This window comes from Catellatospora tritici, from assembly GCF_019083965.1.
Classification (GTDB): Bacteria; Actinomycetota; Actinomycetes; order Mycobacteriales; family Micromonosporaceae; genus Catellatospora; species Catellatospora tritici.
Window position 1 is genome coordinate 427,612 of the sequence record NZ_JAHRCY010000007.1, and the last position, 15,545, is coordinate 443,156.

Genomic DNA, 15,545 nt, shown 5'->3' on the forward strand with positions numbered 1-15,545 from the left:
GCCTGGCGTGTACGTCCGCAGGCTCGAACTCGTCGACGTCCGCTCGTACGCACGGGTGGGCGTCGACTTCGAGCCCGGACCGAACGTGCTGATCGGCCCGAACGGGGTCGGCAAGACCAACCTCGTCGAGGCGATGGGCTACGTCGCCACCCTGGCCAGCCACCGCGTCTCCACCGACGCGCCGCTGGTCCGGGTCGGCGCGAGCACCGGCGTGATCCGGTGCGCGATCGTGCACGAGCAGCGCGAGCTGCTGGTGGAGCTGGAGATCATTCCCGGCCGGGCCAACCGCGCCCGGCTGGGCCGCTCCCCGGCCCGCCGCCCGCGCGACATCCTCGGCGCGCTGCGGCTGGTGCTGTTCGCCCCCGAAGACCTCTCCCTGGTGCGCGGCGAGCCCGACCAGCGCCGCCGCTACCTGGACGACCTGCTGGTGGCCCGGCAGCCCCGGTTCGCCGCGGTACGGGCCGACTACGAGCGGGTGCTCAAGCAGCGCAACGCCCTGCTGCGCACGGCGTACCTGACCCGCAAGGTGACCCGGCAGGGCGGCGACCTGAGCACGCTGGAGGTGTGGGACACCCACCTCGCCGAGCACGGCGCGCAGCTGCTGCGGGCCCGGCTCGCCCTGGTCGAGCAGCTCTCGCCGTTCCTGGAGGACGCCTACCAGCAGGTGAGCGCGGGCACGGGCAAGGCGGTGGCCGAGTATCGCGGGTCGGTGACCGACCCGACGCCGGAGGCGCTGCTGGCGGCGCTGGCCGAGGTGCGCGCCGACGAGGTCGCCCGCGGGACGACCCTGGCCGGGCCGCACCGCGACGATCTCGTGCTGCGCCTGGGCGACCTGCCGGTGAAGGGGTACGCCAGCCACGGTGAGTCGTGGTCCTACGCGCTGGCGCTGCGGCTGGCCGGGTACAGCCTGCTGCGGGCCGACGGGATCGAGCCGGTGCTGGTGCTCGACGACGTCTTCGCGGAGTTGGACACGGGCCGCCGGGAGCGGCTGGCCGCGCTGATCGGCGACGCCGCCCAGGTGATCGTGACCTGTGCCGTCGAGGCTGATGTGCCCGCGTCGCTGCGCGGGGCAAGATTCCGGGTGGAGCCGGGGGAGGTGGCACGTGTCTGAGTCCGTACCGACGCCGAAGCCTGAGTCGAACGGCCCGCAGCTGGCCCGAGCCGCGCTCGACGCGGCGCTGAAGAAACGCGCCGCGCGGGCTGAGGCCGCGGCCGCCCAAGGGGACACCAACCGGCGCTACCGACCGCGCGGCTACTCCGGCCCCGGCCCGGACCCGCGCGACCCGGCCAAGCTCGGTGACGTCCTCGCCAAGCTGATGAAGCAGCGGGGCTGGCAGCGGCCCACCGCCGAGGCGACCGTCTTCGGCGAGTGGGAGAAGGTCGTCGGCCCGGACGTCGCCGCGCACAGCCGCCCGGTGAAGCTGGAGAACGGCGAGCTGACCGTCGAGGCCGAGTCGACCGCCTGGGCCACCCAGCTGCGGCTGCTGGCCCGCACCATCCTCGGCCGGATCGGCGGGGTGGTCGGCCACAACGTCGTCACCAAGCTGCACATCCACGGCCCCGCCGCCCCGTCCTGGTCGCACGGCCGCAAGCGGGTGCGTGGCTCGGGCCCCGGCGACACCTACGGCTGAGCGGGAACCCGACAGTCGGCTGGGCTGTCTGAGAGCCATGCGGAAACTGTGGGCGACTCTGGCCGTCGTGCTGTCGACGGCATCTCTGCTGGTGCTTGGCCCGACGACGACGGCGTGTGCGTGCAGCTGTGCCGACTTCAAACCGGCCGAGTCGCTGGACTGGGCCGATCTGGCCTTCACCGGGGTGGTCGTGGATATCGACCGTCCGCTACTGAACGACGGCTCCGGCGACCTCACCGCCACCCTCAAGGTCGAGTCGGTGGTCAAAGGTCAGGCCACGGGCGAGGTCGAGGTCAAGACCGCGGTCGAGGGGCCAAGCTGCGGCTTCGACTTCGTCGAGGGCAACCGCTACTTCGTGTACAGCCGTGAGGGCCGCACCGACCTGTGCATCGGCAACAAGTCGCTCGGTTCGGCACCGGAGGTGCCCCTCAGCGGCGACATGCCGTACGGCGTACTGATCGCGACCGGCGCCACCGTCGTGATCGTGGTGCTGGGGGGTTGGCTCCTGCTACGCCGCCGCACCCCGCGATCGGCCGCCGACCGCATCGGTAAAGGAGCGTGACATCGCCGCAGGCGATGTAGCGACGCGCCGATGCGGTCGGCTTCAAAGGCCGATCGCCGCGCCCGCGAAGGCGGGCGCCAGCAGCAGAGCATCAACTCTCCGCGTAGACCGCGAAGCCGCGGTCGGCGCAGCGGCGGTAGAACTGGGCCAGCACGCTGAATTCCGAGAGCGGGAAGCTCCACTGCGGGTCGCCGTCGGTCTCCTCGCGCAGCGCCTCGAGCCGCTGCTCGAGCCAGCGCAGCTGCTGCTCGGGCAGGCGCGAGTCGGACAGGGCGGCCCGCAGCACCGCGGCGACGCTGTCGAAGGTGACGGTCTCGCCGTGCGGGCGGTGCCCGGCGACGAACTTCTCCAGCCCGCCCGCGATCCAGGCGCAGCCGTCCGGGTCGATGACCGGGTCCTCGTCCTCCTCGGCCGCCTCAGTGGCGTAGAGCACACCCTTGAGGCCGAGCAGCAGGTCGATCACCTCGGTGTACGCGGTGGCGCGCACCGTCCCGGTGCGGGCGATGTGCCCGGCCAGTGCCGCGGTCGGCGCTGCCGTCGTCGGCTGCTCGGCCAGCTCGGCGAAGTCGACGAATTCCGCGGGGGCGACCGGGTCGTAGAACCTTCCGGTGCGCGGCCACTGCACGGCGACGTTGTCCAGCCCCATCTCAGCCTCTCGCGTAGGGGTTTGCGTCCCGGCTCTGCCGGTCATGGCGAGCACAGGGGGCGAGCGCAACTTACGGCATACCGGGGCCCCGGCGCGACCCTCTGAACCGGTGCTTCTCGCCCGAACGGCGCTCAGGTGGCGCGGATCGGCGCTCCGACCGCCGAGGCGGGGAGCACGCGCGCTCAGCCGTGGGGGGAGTTGCGCCCGGAGCCGTTCGGGCGGCTACGTGGCCGTGAGGGGCGCGAAACGGCGTACTGGGGGTGCTCCCGTGCGGCGATTGTCGGCTCGACCAAGTAGGATCGCTGCCAGAGTAGGAACACTGGGTGGACCGTCGTGCGCGACACCGGGTGGGGTCGTCGCGTCCGCCGCTGGCCGGCAGGTGTGCGACGTACGCCCCGTGACGCTCATGACCAGGTCTGACGACCCCGGCCCCGCCGATGCGGGGCGTGCAGGCCGGAACGTTGTCCCCGCCGTCTGGTGGCGGCGGAGGAGGGATTGAGAGTGGCAGCGCAGAAGCAGAACAGCGACTACAACGCATCGTCGATCACCGTTCTGGAGGGCCTGGAGGCGGTACGCAAGCGCCCCGGCATGTACATCGGCTCGACCGGTGAGCGTGGCTTGCACCACCTGATCTGGGAGGTGGTCGACAACGCTGTCGACGAGGCGCTCGCGGGAGCCTGCGACACCATCCTCATCACGCTGACGGCGGACGGCGGCGTGCGCGTGGTGGACAACGGCCGTGGCATTCCGGTCGACATGCACCCCAAGGAGAAGCGGCCGACCGTCGAGGTCGTGCTGACCGTGCTGCACGCGGGCGGCAAGTTCGACGGCCAGGCGTACGCGGTCTCCGGTGGTCTGCACGGCGTCGGCATCTCGGTGGTGAACGCGCTGTCGCGCCGGATCGACCTGGAGATCAAGAAGGATGGGTACGTCTGGACCCAGACGTACCACAACACCAAGCCCGACCCGCTGGTGAAGGGTGAGCCCACCACCAAGACCGGCACCAGCGTGACGTTCTACCCGGACGCGACGATCTTCGAGACGGTCGAGTTCAACTTCGAGACCATCTACCGCCGGGTGCAGGAGATGGCGTTCCTCAACCGCGGCCTGACCATCGCGCTGCGCGACGAGCGCCCGCTGGCCAGCGCCGGTGACGAGGAAGTCGACATTCGCGAGGTGACCTTCTGCTACAAGGGCGGCATCTCCGACTTCGTGCGGCACCTCAACAACACCAAGAGCCCCATCCACAAGTCGGTGATCGAGTTCGACGCCGACGGCGAGGGCATGGCGCTCGAGATCGCGATGCAGTGGAACGAGTCGTACGGCGAGAGCGTCTACACGTTCGCGAACACCATCAACACGCACGAGGGCGGCACGCACGAAGAGGGCTTCCGTGCGGCGCTGACGACCATCGTCAACAAGTACGGCGCGGACAAGAAGATCCTCAAGAGTGACGAGAAGCTCTCGGGTGAGGACATCCGCGAGGGTCTTGCTGCCATCATCTCGGTGAAGCTGCGCAACCCTCAGTTCGAGGGCCAGACGAAGACCAAGCTCGGCAACACCGAGGTCAAGAGCTTCGTGCAGAAGGTCTGCAACGAGTGGCTGGCGGACTGGCTGGAGCGCAACCCGGCCGAGGCCAAGATGATCATCGGCAAGGCCTCGCAGGCGGCCCGTGCCCGCATCGCCGCCGCCCAGGCACGCAAGCTGGCCCGGCGCAAGTCGCTGCTGGAGTCGGGCTCGATGCCGGGCAAGCTGGCCGACTGCCAGTCGACCGACCCGAAGATGTGCGAGCTGTTCATCGTCGAGGGCGACTCGGCGGGCGGCTCGGCCAAGCAGGGCCGCGACCCGCGGGTGCAGGCCATCCTGCCGATTCGCGGCAAGATCCTGAACGTCGAGAAGGCCCGCATCGACAAGGTGCTCAAGAACAACGAGGTCCAGGCGCTGATCACCGCGCTGGGCACGGGCATCCACGACGAGTTCGACATCGAGAAGCTGCGGTACCACAAGATCGTGCTGATGGCCGACGCGGACGTCGACGGCCAGCACATCCAGACGCTGCTGCTCACGCTGCTGTTCCGGTTCATGCGGCCGCTGGTCGAGCTGGGCCACGTCTACCTCGCCTCGCCGCCACTGTTCAAGATCAAGTGGAACAAGAAGGGCGACGACGCGCAGTACGCGTACTCCGACCGCGAGCGCGACGGCCTGATCCGCCTGCGTCAGGAGACCAAGCCCAACGCCAAGCCGGATGACATCCAGCGGTTCAAGGGTCTGGGCGAGATGAACTACCCGGAGCTGTGGGAGACCACCATGAACCCGGGAACCCGCACCCTGCGTCAGGTGACCTTGGACGATGCGGCAACCGCCGACGAGCTCTTCAGCGTGCTGATGGGTGAGGACGTGGAGGCGCGCCGTTCGTTCATCCAGCGCAACGCGAAAGATGTCCGGTTCCTCGACATCTGATACGCCTGCTGTCGTCCTGTGGGTAAACAGCACGTTTATCCACAGGACGGCCACTGATCCACAGCGTTATCCACAGCTTCTCAGCTATAGACGTGGGAAAGAGTTCTAAACAGTGAGCGAGACTCCCGACTCCCGGCCGGAAGAGGACTTCGGCGTCCACGGCCGCATCGAGCCCGTCGGGCTCGAGGTGGAGATGCAGCGGTCGTACCTCGACTACGCGATGAGCGTCATCGTCGGCCGTGCCCTGCCGGATGTGCGCGACGGCCTCAAGCCCGTGCACCGCAAGATCCTCTACGCGATGTACGACGGCGGCTTCCGCCCCGACCGCGGCTACTTCAAGTGCGCCCGCGTCGTCGGCGAGGTGATGGGTAACTACCACCCGCACGGCGACACCGCGATCTACGACTCGCTGGTCCGCATGGCCCAGCCCTGGTCGCTGCGCTACCCCCTGATCGACGGCAACGGCAACTTCGGCTCGCCGGGCAACGACCCCGCCGCGGCCATGCGATACACCGAGTGTCGCCTGTTCCCGCTGGCGATGGAGCTGCTGCGCGACATCGACGAGGACACGGTCGAGTTCATCCCGAACTACGACGGCCGTAACCAGGAACCGACGATCCTGCCGTCGCGCTTCCCGAACCTGCTGGTCAACGGCTCCGAAGGCATCGCCGTCGGTATGGCCACCAAGATCCCGCCGCACAACCTGCGCGAGATCGCCAAGGCCGTGCAGTGGTGCCTGGAGAACCCGGAGGCCGACGAGGCGACCGTCCTGGACGAGGCCATCCGCATCGTCAAGGGCCCGGACTTCCCGACCCGGGGTCTGATCGTGGGCACCGCCGCGATCGAGGAGGCCTACCGCACCGGCCGCGGCTCGATCCGCATGCGCGCCGTGGTGGAGGTCGAGGAGGACAAGAAGGGCCGCGCCTGCCTGGTCGTCACCGAGCTGCCCTACCAGGTCAACCCGGACAACCTGGCCGAGCGCGTCGCCGACCTGGTCAAGGAGGGCAAGCTCGGCGGCATCGCCGACATCCGCGACGAGTCCTCGGGCCGTACCGGCATGCGACTGGTGCTCGTGCTCAAGCGCGACGCCGTCGCCAAGGTGGTGCTGAACAACCTCTACAAGCACACCCAGCTGCAGGAGACCTTCGGCGCCAACATGCTGGCCCTGGTCGACGGCGTGCCGCGCACGCTGAACCTGGCCCAGTTCCTGCTGCACTACGTCACGCACCAGATCGAGGTCATCCAGCGCCGGACGGCGTACCGCCTGCGCAAGGCCGAGGAGCGGGCCCACATCCTGCGCGGTCTGGTCAAGGCGCTGGACATGCTCGACGAGGTCATCGCCCTCATCCGCCGCTCGCCGAGCGCGGAGGAGTCCAAGACCGGCCTGATGCAGCTGCTGGAAGTCGACGAGATCCAGGCGACCGCGATCCTCGACATGCAGCTGCGCCGCCTGGCCGCGCTGGAGCGTCAGAAGATCATCGACGAGCTCGCCAAGATTGAGATCGAGATCGCCGACCTCAAGGACATCCTGGCCAAGCCGGAGCGTCAGCGGAAGATCATCTCTGAGGAGCTGGGCGAGGTCGTCGCCAAGTGGGGCGACGAGCGGCGTACGAAGATCATCCCGTTCGACGGCGAGGTCTCCATGGAGGACCTCATCGCCCGCGAGGACGTCGTCGTCACCATCACCCGAACCGGTTACGCCAAACGGACAAAGGTTGACCTCTACCGCTCGCAGAAGCGCGGCGGCAAGGGCGTGTCCGGGGCGACGCTGCGGCAGGACGACATCGTCAGCCACTTCTTCGTCTGCTCCACCCACGACTGGATCCTGTTCTTCACGAACAAGGGCCGGGTCTACCGCGCCAAGGCGTACGAGTTCCCGGAGGCCTCGCGGGTGGCCAAGGGCCAGCACGTGGCCAACCTGCTCGCCTTCCAGCCGGACGAGTCGATCGCCCAGGTGATCGAGATCGCCGACTACGAGGTCGCGCCGTACCTGGTGCTCGCCACCAAGAACGGTCTGGTCAAGAAGACCGCGCTGGCGGAGTTCGACTCCAACCGCAGCGGCGGCATCATCGCGATCAACCTCCGCGACGACGACGAGCTCGTCGGCGCGGCCCTGATCGCGGCAGAGGACGACCTGCTCCTGGTGAGCAAGCAGGCGCAGGCGATCCGGTTCAACGCGACCGACGAGGCGCTGCGGCCGATGGGCCGGGCCACCTCGGGTGTCATCGGCATGCGCTTCGGCGAGGGCGACGAGCTGCTCGCGATGGAGGTGGTCCGCGACGGCATGGACGTGTTGGATGTCCTCGTGGCCACCAACGGCGGCTACGCCAAGCGCACTCCGATCGACGAGTACCCGGTCCAGGGCCGGGGCGGTAAGGGCGTACTGACCGCAAAGATCACCGAACGCCGTGGCGGACTGGTGGGTGCGGTCGTTATCAGCCCGGAAGACGAGCTCTTCGCTATCACGAGTAACGGCGGAGTTATCCGAACTCCGGTGAAGCCCGTGCGGCGGACGCGCGATCGGAACACAATGGGTGTCAAGCTGATGGACCTCCCAGAAGGCGTAACCCTCGTCGCCATTGCCCGCAATGCCGATGAGCCGGACGAACAGGACTAGTGCATGACGGAGACACAGGCGATGTCGGGTGCCGCGGGGGCACCGGCTAACCCGGTCGAGAAGGACGGCGGCGAGGCCGGCGCGGCGACCGGCCGGGCGGCCGTGGGCCGCGCGACAGTCCCCGCAGATCAGTCCGAGCCGACCCCGGCCCAGGACCAGGCTGGTAGCAGCGGTGCTGCCACGTACACGCGACCGGCGGGCATGCCGGTGCCGGACGGCGAAAACGCCACCGGCGCCGAGCGACCGGCCACGGCGACCGGCCGAGCGGCAGCCGGCTCGTCGGCTCTGCGCTCGGTGGTCAGCAGCGCCAGCGCCGGCGCCGTACGGGTCACCGAAGCGGTCCGGGCCGCGCGCTCCAGCGCCGGCACGTCCGCCTCGCGTGGACCGCGCCGGGCCCGGCTCAGCATCAAGCGGATCGACCCGTGGTCGGTGATGAAGTTCTCCTTCGCGGTGTCGTTCGTGCTGCTCGTCGTCATCGTGGTGGCGACGTCCGTGCTGTACCTGGCACTGGACGCGATGGGTGTGTTCAACTCGCTGAACGGCACCCTGGCCGACCTGTTCACGTCCAACGGCGGCGGCGGCGCGTTCCGCATCAGCGCCGGCGGCGTGATCGGCACCTCGGCCATCCTGGGCGCGATCAACGTGGTGCTGTTCACCGCGCTGGCGACCCTGTCCGCCTTCATCTACAACGTCTGCGCCGACCTGGTCGGCGGCATCGAGATCACGCTGGCCGAGCGGGACTGACGTCTGCCGGGCCGCGGTAGCCCGCGGCCCGGACGCCAGTACCTGGCCTGGGTGGGTCGAGCTCTGAGATCGCGGGTCGCGGTCGTACCAACACGAACCGGTGTGGGTACGACCGCAGCCCGCGATCTTTGCCGTCCCCGGCCGGAACGCCGTGCCGCTCCGCCGCGCCCCGCCCCGCCCCGCCCCGCCCCGCCCCGCCGCGCCCCGCCCCGCGCCGCGCACAAGATCGCAGCAGTTTCGGGGAAAGTGCTGGAAAGGACGCCAAGATTCGTGCAGTTTCCCCGAAACTGCACGAGCTTCGTCCGCCTGTACCCCCGTCACGCTCCCGGGAGGCGCGCGGCACCCGGGCGGTTCGGCAGGGCGGCCGTGGCGGCGGTCGACGGGGCGGGGGAGCTGCCCGCCGAGGCCGGTCGGCTGATCTTGGCAGGTGGTATGGCCTGGCGGTCGGGTGACGGCGGGCGCCAGGGGCGGCGCGACGCGCGGAAGGGGATACCGGTTTGGAAGAGCCCGGATCAGTGCGGTAAGGTTCGTTGTCGCGCACGGGGCTATAGCTCAGTCGGTTAGAGCGCAGAGCTGATAACTCTGAGGTCGCTGGTTCGATTCCAGCTAGCCCCACTCCCGAGCGTAAGGTGCTCATCATGTGGAAGAAGTTGCTGATCGTCGCCGGTGTCGGCGTGGCGATCGCACTGGTCGCCAAGAAGCTGAAGGCGGCCAGCGACGAGCGGGAACTGTGGCACGAGGCCACGACCGCCCCTGATCTCCGCTAATCGACGGGCCGGCTGACCCGTCCCCCGGGGCCTTAGCTCAATTGGCAGAGCACCGCCTTTGCAAGGCGGGGGTTAGGAGTTCGATTCTCCTAGGCTCCACCAGCTAGAACGATGATCAACTAGGCTTTACCGGTGGCCAGATAAAGCCACCGGTAAAGCCTAGAGCTTTTTGATCTAGCTACTTGGACGTCTTCCGTCCCCGTCGTCCTTCATGATTCGATCGATGCCGTCCGCCGCGTCGCGCGCCTTCGCGGGCAGCACGTGTCCGTAGGTGTCAGCCGTCAGCCGGATCGTGGAGTGGCCGAGCAGCTCCATCACTGTTCGGGTCCCGCCCGTCGTGCAGCAGGAACGTGGCGAACGCGGCCGGAGGTCGTGCAGCCGGAGCCAGTCCAGGCCAGCAGCACTGGGGGCGCGCTCGAACCTCCGGTTCACGTTGTGCGGCTCCATCGGTCCACCGAGCATGTTGGCGAACTCCTTCACCGTGCGCGGCGGGCCGCCAGGTTCACCTCAAGCTGGAGCGCGCGCCGCAGGTCGTCCCGCTTGCTGATTGCCTCGGCTTCGGTAGGGGCGTAGACGACCTTGCGCCGTCGCTTGCCGCCGATCCAGCCGAGATCGACCGACCCGACCCACAAGCCGGGCTTGAACTCGTACGCGTACACGTCGAAGTCCCGTCAGCATGCAAGCTGATGCCCGGATCGGCAGTGCCCGTCCACGCCGGACATGAGAGCCGTTGCGGGCGGTGTCCAGGCGACGACACGCCGTGCTGGCGCAGCCGCGCGGCGCCTGCGGTGCCGTACAACTTGGACGAGGCCGCGAGCTGGGTATCCGTTTGCGCCGGTAGCCGTGGCCGACTCAGCTCATGCATGATCCGGGGGGAAGTCCATGCGAATTACCACAGCACTGCGCGGCCTTGGGGCCGTCGCGGTCACCACGATGCTCACCCTGGTGGCCCCGGCCGTCGCGTTCGCCGAGGACAAGGACGGTGGCCAAGGCGGGAAGACCAAGGTCGTGCTCGCCCAGGGCGCCGAGGCATGGGGTGTCAACAGGTTCGGCCAACTCGGCAACGGCTCCCTAGAGGCGCGGCCGAGCGCGGTCACCGTCGCCGTCCCCGACGGCGTACGCGCCGTCGCTGCCGGCGGGGCGCACAGCCTGTTCCTGCTTTCCAACGGCACCGTCAAGGCCGCGGGACTCAACGCCCTCGGCCAGCTCGGCGACGGCACCCGGGAGACGCGTGCCGTGCCCGGCAACGTGATCGGGTTGTCCGGCGTGAAGGCGATCGCCGCCGGGTACGACCACAGCCTGGCCCTGCTGAACGACGGCACCATGATGGCATGGGGCACCAATTCCGACGGCCAGCTCGGCATCGGCACCACCACCCCCACCTCCAGCGACCTTCCGCTGAAGGTCGTCGGCCTCAAAGGCAAGGTGACGGCCATCGCGGCCGGGGATTTCTTCAGCCTTGCCCTCCTCGCCGACGGGACCGTCCAGGCATGGGGTGAAAACAGGTACGGCCAGCTCGGCAACGGTACGACCAGCGACCAGCCGCAGCCCACTCCGGTCACCGTGAGCGGGCTGACGGGGGTCAGGGCCATCGACGGGGGCGCCACCCACTCGTTGGCGGCGCTGCGCGACGGCTCCGTACGGTCCTGGGGCGACAACTCCACCGGCCAGCTCGGCACCGGCGACACCACGCCGAGCTCCGTGCCCGTGCCCGTGGTCCAGCTGGGCGCGAAAGTGAAGGCGGTGGCGGCCGGAGACGGGTACAGCCTGGCGCTGACCGAGGGCGGCAAGGTCAAGGGGTGGGGCGAGAACAGCGATGGTGAACTGGGAGACGGCACCTATGTCAGCCCGCGACTGACCCCGGTGAACACGGTGGATCTGACCGGCGTCACCGCCATCTCGGCCGGTACCGTGGACAAGACCCAGGGCGGCCACAGCCTGGCGGTCTCGGGCAACGTCGTGAAGGCGTGGGGACTCGACATCGAGGGCTCGCTCGGCATCGGCCCGGTCGACAACAGCAACGTGCCGGTGACCGTGCGAACCGGGCTCAACCACCCCCGTTCCGTGTCAGCGGGGCAATTCTTCAGCCTGGCGTCCTGACCATCCGGTCGCGACGGGACAGGGCCGCACCCGGCCGGGTGCGGCCCTGTCCCGTCGGCTCGCTCATTCCGCGGGCTTCGAGTCCGGATGTGGCACGTCCGAGTCCGACTGTGCCAGGTCCGGTGGCGGGGTCGAGCCCGGCAGCAGAAGCGCCGAGGTCTCGGGCGACAGGTCGGAGGCCGACCGCGACCGGCGGACCCGCACCGCGACGACTTCTCCTAGGCTCCACTCACTCCGCACACTGGTCACCGCCATCCACTGGCGCGTGGCCAGCTTCGTTTTGTGGGTCAGGCTGAACCCAAGTCAGCATTCAGCCCATCGCGGGGCCGTCTGAGAGACGTCGGTCTGCTGGCTTCTGCGCCCTTCACCCCGCGACCGGCGCGTACAGCGTAGGCAGGGACGGGCGCGGGCCCGTTCGGATCGGGTGGAAGTGCCCGTGGAGGGTCATACCTGAGGGGGCGGACGGGGATGCGCGGGACCGCTAGCGTGTCGATCGCCCCGCCAGTCGCGGGGCACTCATCACGGGAGGATCTTTGACACCCCTGCGAAAACGCATCCTCGCGACGGCTGCGATCGCATCCCTGGCGGTCTTCGCGGCCGCCGGACCGGCCTCGGCGGCTGCGGCCTCCGGTGGGGCGAAGCTGGGTCTCGGCGCGCTCGCCTTCTCGGCCGACACCGTCGACACCACCGCGGGCTCGCCGTCCGGCTCTGCCGTCGACCTCAAGTGGACGGTGACCGACAAGGACGCGGTCGCCACCGAGGTGCACGGCACGGTCGAGCTCCGGCTGTTCAACGGCGACACCGCGGTAGGGCCGACCAGGTCCTACCGCTGGCAGCTGCAACCGGGTGGTTCCGGGGACGTGTACGCCGACGACTGGTCGCAGCCCACCGCCCAGCAATCGTCGTACACCTTGAATTTCGTGGTGCCGCAGTATGGGCCCGCCGAGCACGTCACCTGGCGGGTCACCAAGCTGACGGTGGCCGACGACCACGGCAACACCCGCTCCTTCGGCACCGACAAGCTGGCGGCCTTCGACAGCACGGTGGCCGTGACCGAGTTGGTGGACACTGAGGCACCGGTCCTGCAGATGTTCGGCCGCAGCTGGGAGCAGCGGCCGGAGCTTTACGCCGACGGCCGCGAGCTGACCTTCAAGTACACCGTGTCCATCCAGGACCAGGCCGGTTTCTGGAAGGGCAGGGTGAAGCTGCGCGGTCCCGGCGGCGTCCGGGTCGTCTGGCCGTTCCAGTTGGTGAAGGTGGACTCGTCCACGTCGTTGTGCGGCGACTTTCCGAACTACGACAACCACGCGGTGTGGTGCGAGCTGTCGTTCACGCTGCCGCAGGGATCTCCTGCGGGCGTGTGGCATGTGGCGGGCGTGGAGCTGACCGACGTAGCCGGCAACAGCGCGACGCGTGAGGTCGATGCCGAAACCAGCGATGTGCACACCACCGCGAACTCGCCGCTGAGTGCGAGCGGCTTCGCCCTCAGCGCCACCGAGGTCAACAACTGGCGGCAGGACCAGACGTTCCGGCTGAGCCTGCGGCCTGCCGGAGCCGAGGGTGCCATCACCTCGGTACGGGCGTACGGCGATTGTTGGCAGATGAACACCACCCCGGAGGCGGCCGCCGACGGAACGGTCTCGGTGGAGCTCATGATCATGGTGAGCTTCCCCGACTGCCACATCGACGGTGTCGCGGTGGAGGACGCCGCGGGCAACCTGGCGCTGTACGGCACCCAGTTCGGCAACGCCGACCTGGGTCTGCGCGTGCGCCGCGCCGCGGACACCACCGCGCCCGCGGTGGCCGGCGCGGTGCTTAGCCGGACCACGGCTCCATCCAGCGAGCTGTACTCCATCAGCGCCAAGGTGACCCTGGAGTCGTCTGAGTTCTCCCGGGTCCAGCAGTACTACTCGTTCACGTTCTACGACGAGCAGGGCCGGTCCATTGGCGGCGGCTCGGGCTGGGTGGAGGAGGGCGAGGACGGCACCGTCACCATCGAGACCTCGCTCTACAACCCGCCGCCGGGTGTGTACACGGGCGGGTTCATCCTCGTCGACGCGGCGGGCAACAGTGCCGCGTACGGCCGCGGCTACGACGACAACCTTCCGATCCCCGGCCGACCGCTGGTCCTGACGGTCACCGAAGGCTGACACGGTGGTGGAGCGAGCCCGCGGCACCGCGCCGCGGGCTCGCTCCATTCCGGCCCGAGCAGCGCGAATCGGCTTCGCGTAAATACGGTTGCCGGGTCCGGTGCGATGGCCATACGGTATGCCCACCAAGAACGACATCATCCGAAACAGACCGGAGTAACGCTCATGTGCCGCCGTCAGAACAACACGCCGCTGTGGCTCGCGCCCTGCGGTGATGCGGTCCTGCCCGGCGCCATGCGATACGCCGGTCGACCCGGTTGTGAAAGCCGCCGGGAACAGGGTGCGCGACGCTGTTGAAGCGTCGTCGAAGCGGCTTCAGCCGCCCGCACCCGAACCTCGGGAGCGGGCGGCTTTTTCGTTCCCGAACCAGCACTACCTGCACAGAAAGCCTCGGTACGCCGGTGGCGCGGACGTTTGAAAACTCCACAGCGGATGGCAATGAGTGATGCGTCGCATGAGGCGGCGCCAAGGCCGATTCGGCTATGGGTAGGCCCCCGGGTTCTCAGCCCGGAAAAGCGGGTTCGAGCCCCGCATCGGCTACGTAATACAGCAATTTCCAGGAAAACAAGCGGTTGTCGCACAACGGCAGTGCACTGCCTCGCCATGGCAGAGACCCGGGTTCGACTCCCGGCCACCGCTCCATTCGACATCACGACTCGATTCAGGAGGTGACCCGATGAACGGGGTACTGGTACTCAACGCCGACCTCGGCCCGCTGCACCGGGTCAGCCTGCGCCACGCACTGCGGATGCTGTGGCGGCAGGTGGCCGTGGTGCACGAGGCCGAGCCGGACCAGGTGGTCGGGGTGTACCCGATGCCACGGGTGGTCCGGCTGGTCAGCTACGTGGTGACCCGCTGGCGGTTCAGCGGCGGCCCGGCCTGGTCGCGGCGCGGCGTGCTGGTGCGGGATGGGCACCGGTGCGCGTACTGCGGCGGGCCGGCGAGCACCGTCGACCACGTGCTGCCGAGCTCGCGCGGCGGCCGCAACACCTGGCTCAACACGGTGGCCGCCTGCGGCGGCTGCAACCAGCGCAAGGGGGACCGGACGCCGGTCGAGGCACGGATGCCGCTGCGGGTCACCCCGACGGCTCCGTCCTGGGCGGCACTGGCCCGGCGCTGAGATCGGCCGCGGGGTCCACGGGGACCCGCGGCCGATCCTTTCGCGGGTCGTCCAACGGCAGGACACCTGACTCTGAATCAGGGAATCGAGGTTCGAATCCTTGCCCGCGAGCAGCACCACCAGGGCCTATAGCTCATCAGGAAGAGCGCCGCTTTTGCAAAGCGGAGGTGGCCGGTTCGAGTCCGGCTGGGTCCACGCAAGATCAAGCCTTGATGGCGCAACGGGACAGCGCACCGGTCTACGAAGCCGGGGGTTGCAGGTTCGAATCCTGCTCAGGGCGCGATGGGTGCGGTCGACGGGGGTCGGGCCGTGCCCATGAACGGGATGTGGCGCAGTTTGGTAGCGCGCTCGTCTGGGGGGCGAGAGGTCGCCGGTTCGAGTCCGGCCATCCCGACGTACGAGAGAGACACGCGGACGCGCCGACGTTGGAGAGTCGGGCTCGGCTGTAAACCGGGTGCTTGTCTGAGGGGGTTCGAATCCCTTCGTCCGCACGTACGGCCATGTGGCGTTCCGGGTGGAGCGCTCCGTCTGCAAAACGGATGACCTCGGGTTCGACTCCCGGCATGGCTTCCAGCACTCGTTCGCCGTCCGCTGGGGGAGAGTTGAGAAGGGCACCTTCTTAGAGCGACCGGCAGTAGGCGTTGAGCTGGGCGTGGCCGGTCAGGGATAGCGAACAGGCACGGGACTCATCGATCATTGGAGTTCTCTACGCTTCAACGACAGGAGTCCCGTGCCTGCCGTGCCATCA

At 68.9% G+C, this 15,545-nt stretch carries 13 protein-coding genes and 10 tRNA genes; 20 read left to right on the forward strand and 3 right to left on the reverse strand.

Translation table 11 applies throughout. From position 1 onward, the window contains the following. Positions 1-7 precede the first annotated feature (7 nt). The 3 genes from recF to KUA19_RS19045 are packed head-to-tail and all read left to right on the forward strand — an operon-like array spanning position 8 to position 2,193. Positions 8-1,111, forward strand: a complete 1,104-nt coding sequence (gene recF, locus KUA19_RS19035) for a DNA replication/repair protein RecF (RefSeq protein WP_217397325.1) — start codon at positions 8-10, stop codon at positions 1,109-1,111. Next, positions 1,104-1,631, forward strand: coding sequence for a DciA family protein (locus KUA19_RS19040; RefSeq protein ID WP_308167509.1), 528 nt, complete (start codon positions 1,104-1,106; stop codon positions 1,629-1,631). Before recF ends, KUA19_RS19040 begins: the two co-directional genes overlap by 8 nt. A gap of 37 nt (positions 1,632-1,668) precedes the next feature. Then, on the forward strand, positions 1,669-2,193 hold the full coding sequence (locus KUA19_RS19045; protein WP_217397327.1) for a hypothetical protein: 525 nt from the start codon (positions 1,669-1,671) through the stop codon (positions 2,191-2,193). Between the two features lie 91 nt (positions 2,194-2,284). Here KUA19_RS19045 and KUA19_RS19050 read toward each other — a convergent pair whose 3' ends face one another. Next, entirely contained in the window at positions 2,285-2,839 is a 555-nt protein-coding gene (locus KUA19_RS19050; RefSeq protein ID WP_217397328.1) for a hypothetical protein, read from the reverse strand. 501 nt (positions 2,840-3,340) lie between these two features. On the opposite strand from KUA19_RS19050, the gene gyrB reads away from it, so the two are divergent. From gyrB to KUA19_RS19080, 6 genes are all read left to right on the forward strand, one after another. Then, the gene (gene gyrB / locus KUA19_RS19055) at positions 3,341-5,299 is read left to right on the forward strand and encodes a DNA topoisomerase (ATP-hydrolyzing) subunit B (RefSeq protein ID WP_308167510.1); all 1,959 of its coding nucleotides are present in this window, start codon (positions 3,341-3,343) and stop codon (positions 5,297-5,299) included. Positions 5,300-5,411: 112 nt separating this feature from the next. Beyond that, positions 5,412-7,916 (forward strand): DNA gyrase subunit A, encoded by a 2,505-nt coding sequence (gyrA, locus tag KUA19_RS19060; protein ID WP_217397329.1) that lies wholly within the window; start codon positions 5,412-5,414, stop codon positions 7,914-7,916. Positions 7,917-7,919: 3 nt separating this feature from the next. Beyond that, positions 7,920-8,660: a DUF3566 domain-containing protein gene (locus tag KUA19_RS19065; protein WP_217397330.1), complete on the forward strand. Its 741-nt coding sequence runs from the start codon at positions 7,920-7,922 to the stop codon at positions 8,658-8,660. A gap of 541 nt (positions 8,661-9,201) precedes the next feature. Then, positions 9,202-9,275, forward strand: a tRNA-Ile gene (locus tag KUA19_RS19070). 23 nt (positions 9,276-9,298) lie between these two features. Next, the gene (locus KUA19_RS19075; RefSeq protein ID WP_217397331.1) at positions 9,299-9,427 is read left to right on the forward strand and encodes a DLW-39 family protein; all 129 of its coding nucleotides are present in this window, start codon (positions 9,299-9,301) and stop codon (positions 9,425-9,427) included. A 26-nt stretch (positions 9,428-9,453) separates the two neighbouring features. Then, positions 9,454-9,529 (forward strand) — tRNA-Ala (locus KUA19_RS19080). A gap of 72 nt (positions 9,530-9,601) precedes the next feature. Here KUA19_RS19080 and KUA19_RS19085 read toward each other — a convergent pair. After that, on the reverse strand, positions 9,602-9,907 hold the full coding sequence (locus KUA19_RS19085) for a tyrosine-type recombinase/integrase (protein WP_217397332.1): 306 nt from the start codon (positions 9,905-9,907) through the stop codon (positions 9,602-9,604). Further along, positions 9,904-10,086 carry a hypothetical protein gene (locus KUA19_RS19090; RefSeq protein WP_217397333.1) on the reverse strand — a complete coding sequence of 61 codons (183 nt, stop codon included), beginning with the start codon at positions 10,084-10,086 and terminating at the stop codon, positions 9,904-9,906. The genes KUA19_RS19085 and KUA19_RS19090 overlap by 4 nt, the downstream gene beginning before the upstream one ends. Before the next feature lie 223 nt (positions 10,087-10,309). Between KUA19_RS19090 and KUA19_RS19095 the strand changes: the two genes are divergently transcribed. The 11 genes from KUA19_RS19095 (at position 10,310) to KUA19_RS19145 (ending at position 15,370) form a co-directional block, all read left to right on the forward strand. Continuing rightward, positions 10,310-11,527, forward strand: coding sequence for an RCC1 domain-containing protein (locus KUA19_RS19095; RefSeq protein ID WP_217397334.1), 1,218 nt, complete (start codon positions 10,310-10,312; stop codon positions 11,525-11,527). Positions 11,528-12,060: 533 nt separating this feature from the next. Beyond that, positions 12,061-13,677, forward strand: coding sequence for a hypothetical protein (locus KUA19_RS19100; protein ID WP_217397335.1), 1,617 nt, complete (start codon positions 12,061-12,063; stop codon positions 13,675-13,677). Between the two features lie 469 nt (positions 13,678-14,146). Then, a tRNA-Glu gene (locus tag KUA19_RS19105) sits at positions 14,147-14,217 on the forward strand. 28 nt (positions 14,218-14,245) lie between these two features. After that, positions 14,246-14,319: transfer RNA gene (locus KUA19_RS19110), tRNA-Gly, on the forward strand. Positions 14,320-14,353: 34 nt separating this feature from the next. Next, positions 14,354-14,797, forward strand: a complete 444-nt coding sequence (locus KUA19_RS19115; protein WP_217397336.1) for an HNH endonuclease — start codon at positions 14,354-14,356, stop codon at positions 14,795-14,797. 40 nt (positions 14,798-14,837) lie between these two features. Then, positions 14,838-14,908 (forward strand) — tRNA-Gln (locus KUA19_RS19120). Between the two features lie 11 nt (positions 14,909-14,919). After that, a tRNA-Ala gene (locus KUA19_RS19125) sits at positions 14,920-14,992 on the forward strand. Positions 14,993-15,003: 11 nt separating this feature from the next. Beyond that, positions 15,004-15,077, forward strand: a tRNA-Arg gene (locus tag KUA19_RS19130). A 40-nt stretch (positions 15,078-15,117) separates the two neighbouring features. Continuing rightward, positions 15,118-15,191 (forward strand) — tRNA-Pro (locus KUA19_RS19135). A 16-nt stretch (positions 15,192-15,207) separates the two neighbouring features. Continuing rightward, positions 15,208-15,288: transfer RNA gene (locus KUA19_RS19140), tRNA-Tyr, on the forward strand. A gap of 5 nt (positions 15,289-15,293) precedes the next feature. After that, positions 15,294-15,370, forward strand: a tRNA-Cys gene (locus KUA19_RS19145). The last annotated feature ends 175 nt before the right edge of the window (positions 15,371-15,545 follow it).

Coding starts and splice junctions, on each gene's coding strand:
- KUA19_RS19095 (WP_217397334.1), top strand. CDS start 10,310: ATGCGAATTACCACAGCACTGCGCGGCCTTGGGGCCGTCGCGGTCACC.
- KUA19_RS19115 (WP_217397336.1), top strand. CDS start 14,354: ATGAACGGGGTACTGGTACTCAACGCCGACCTCGGCCCGCTGCACCGG.
- KUA19_RS19065 (WP_217397330.1), top strand. CDS start 7,920: ATGACGGAGACACAGGCGATGTCGGGTGCCGCGGGGGCACCGGCTAAC.
- KUA19_RS19050 (WP_217397328.1), bottom strand. CDS start 2,839: ATGGGGCTGGACAACGTCGCCGTGCAGTGGCCGCGCACCGGAAGGTTC.
- KUA19_RS19075 (WP_217397331.1), top strand. CDS start 9,299: ATGTGGAAGAAGTTGCTGATCGTCGCCGGTGTCGGCGTGGCGATCGCA.
- KUA19_RS19045 (WP_217397327.1), top strand. CDS start 1,669: ATGCGGAAACTGTGGGCGACTCTGGCCGTCGTGCTGTCGACGGCATCT.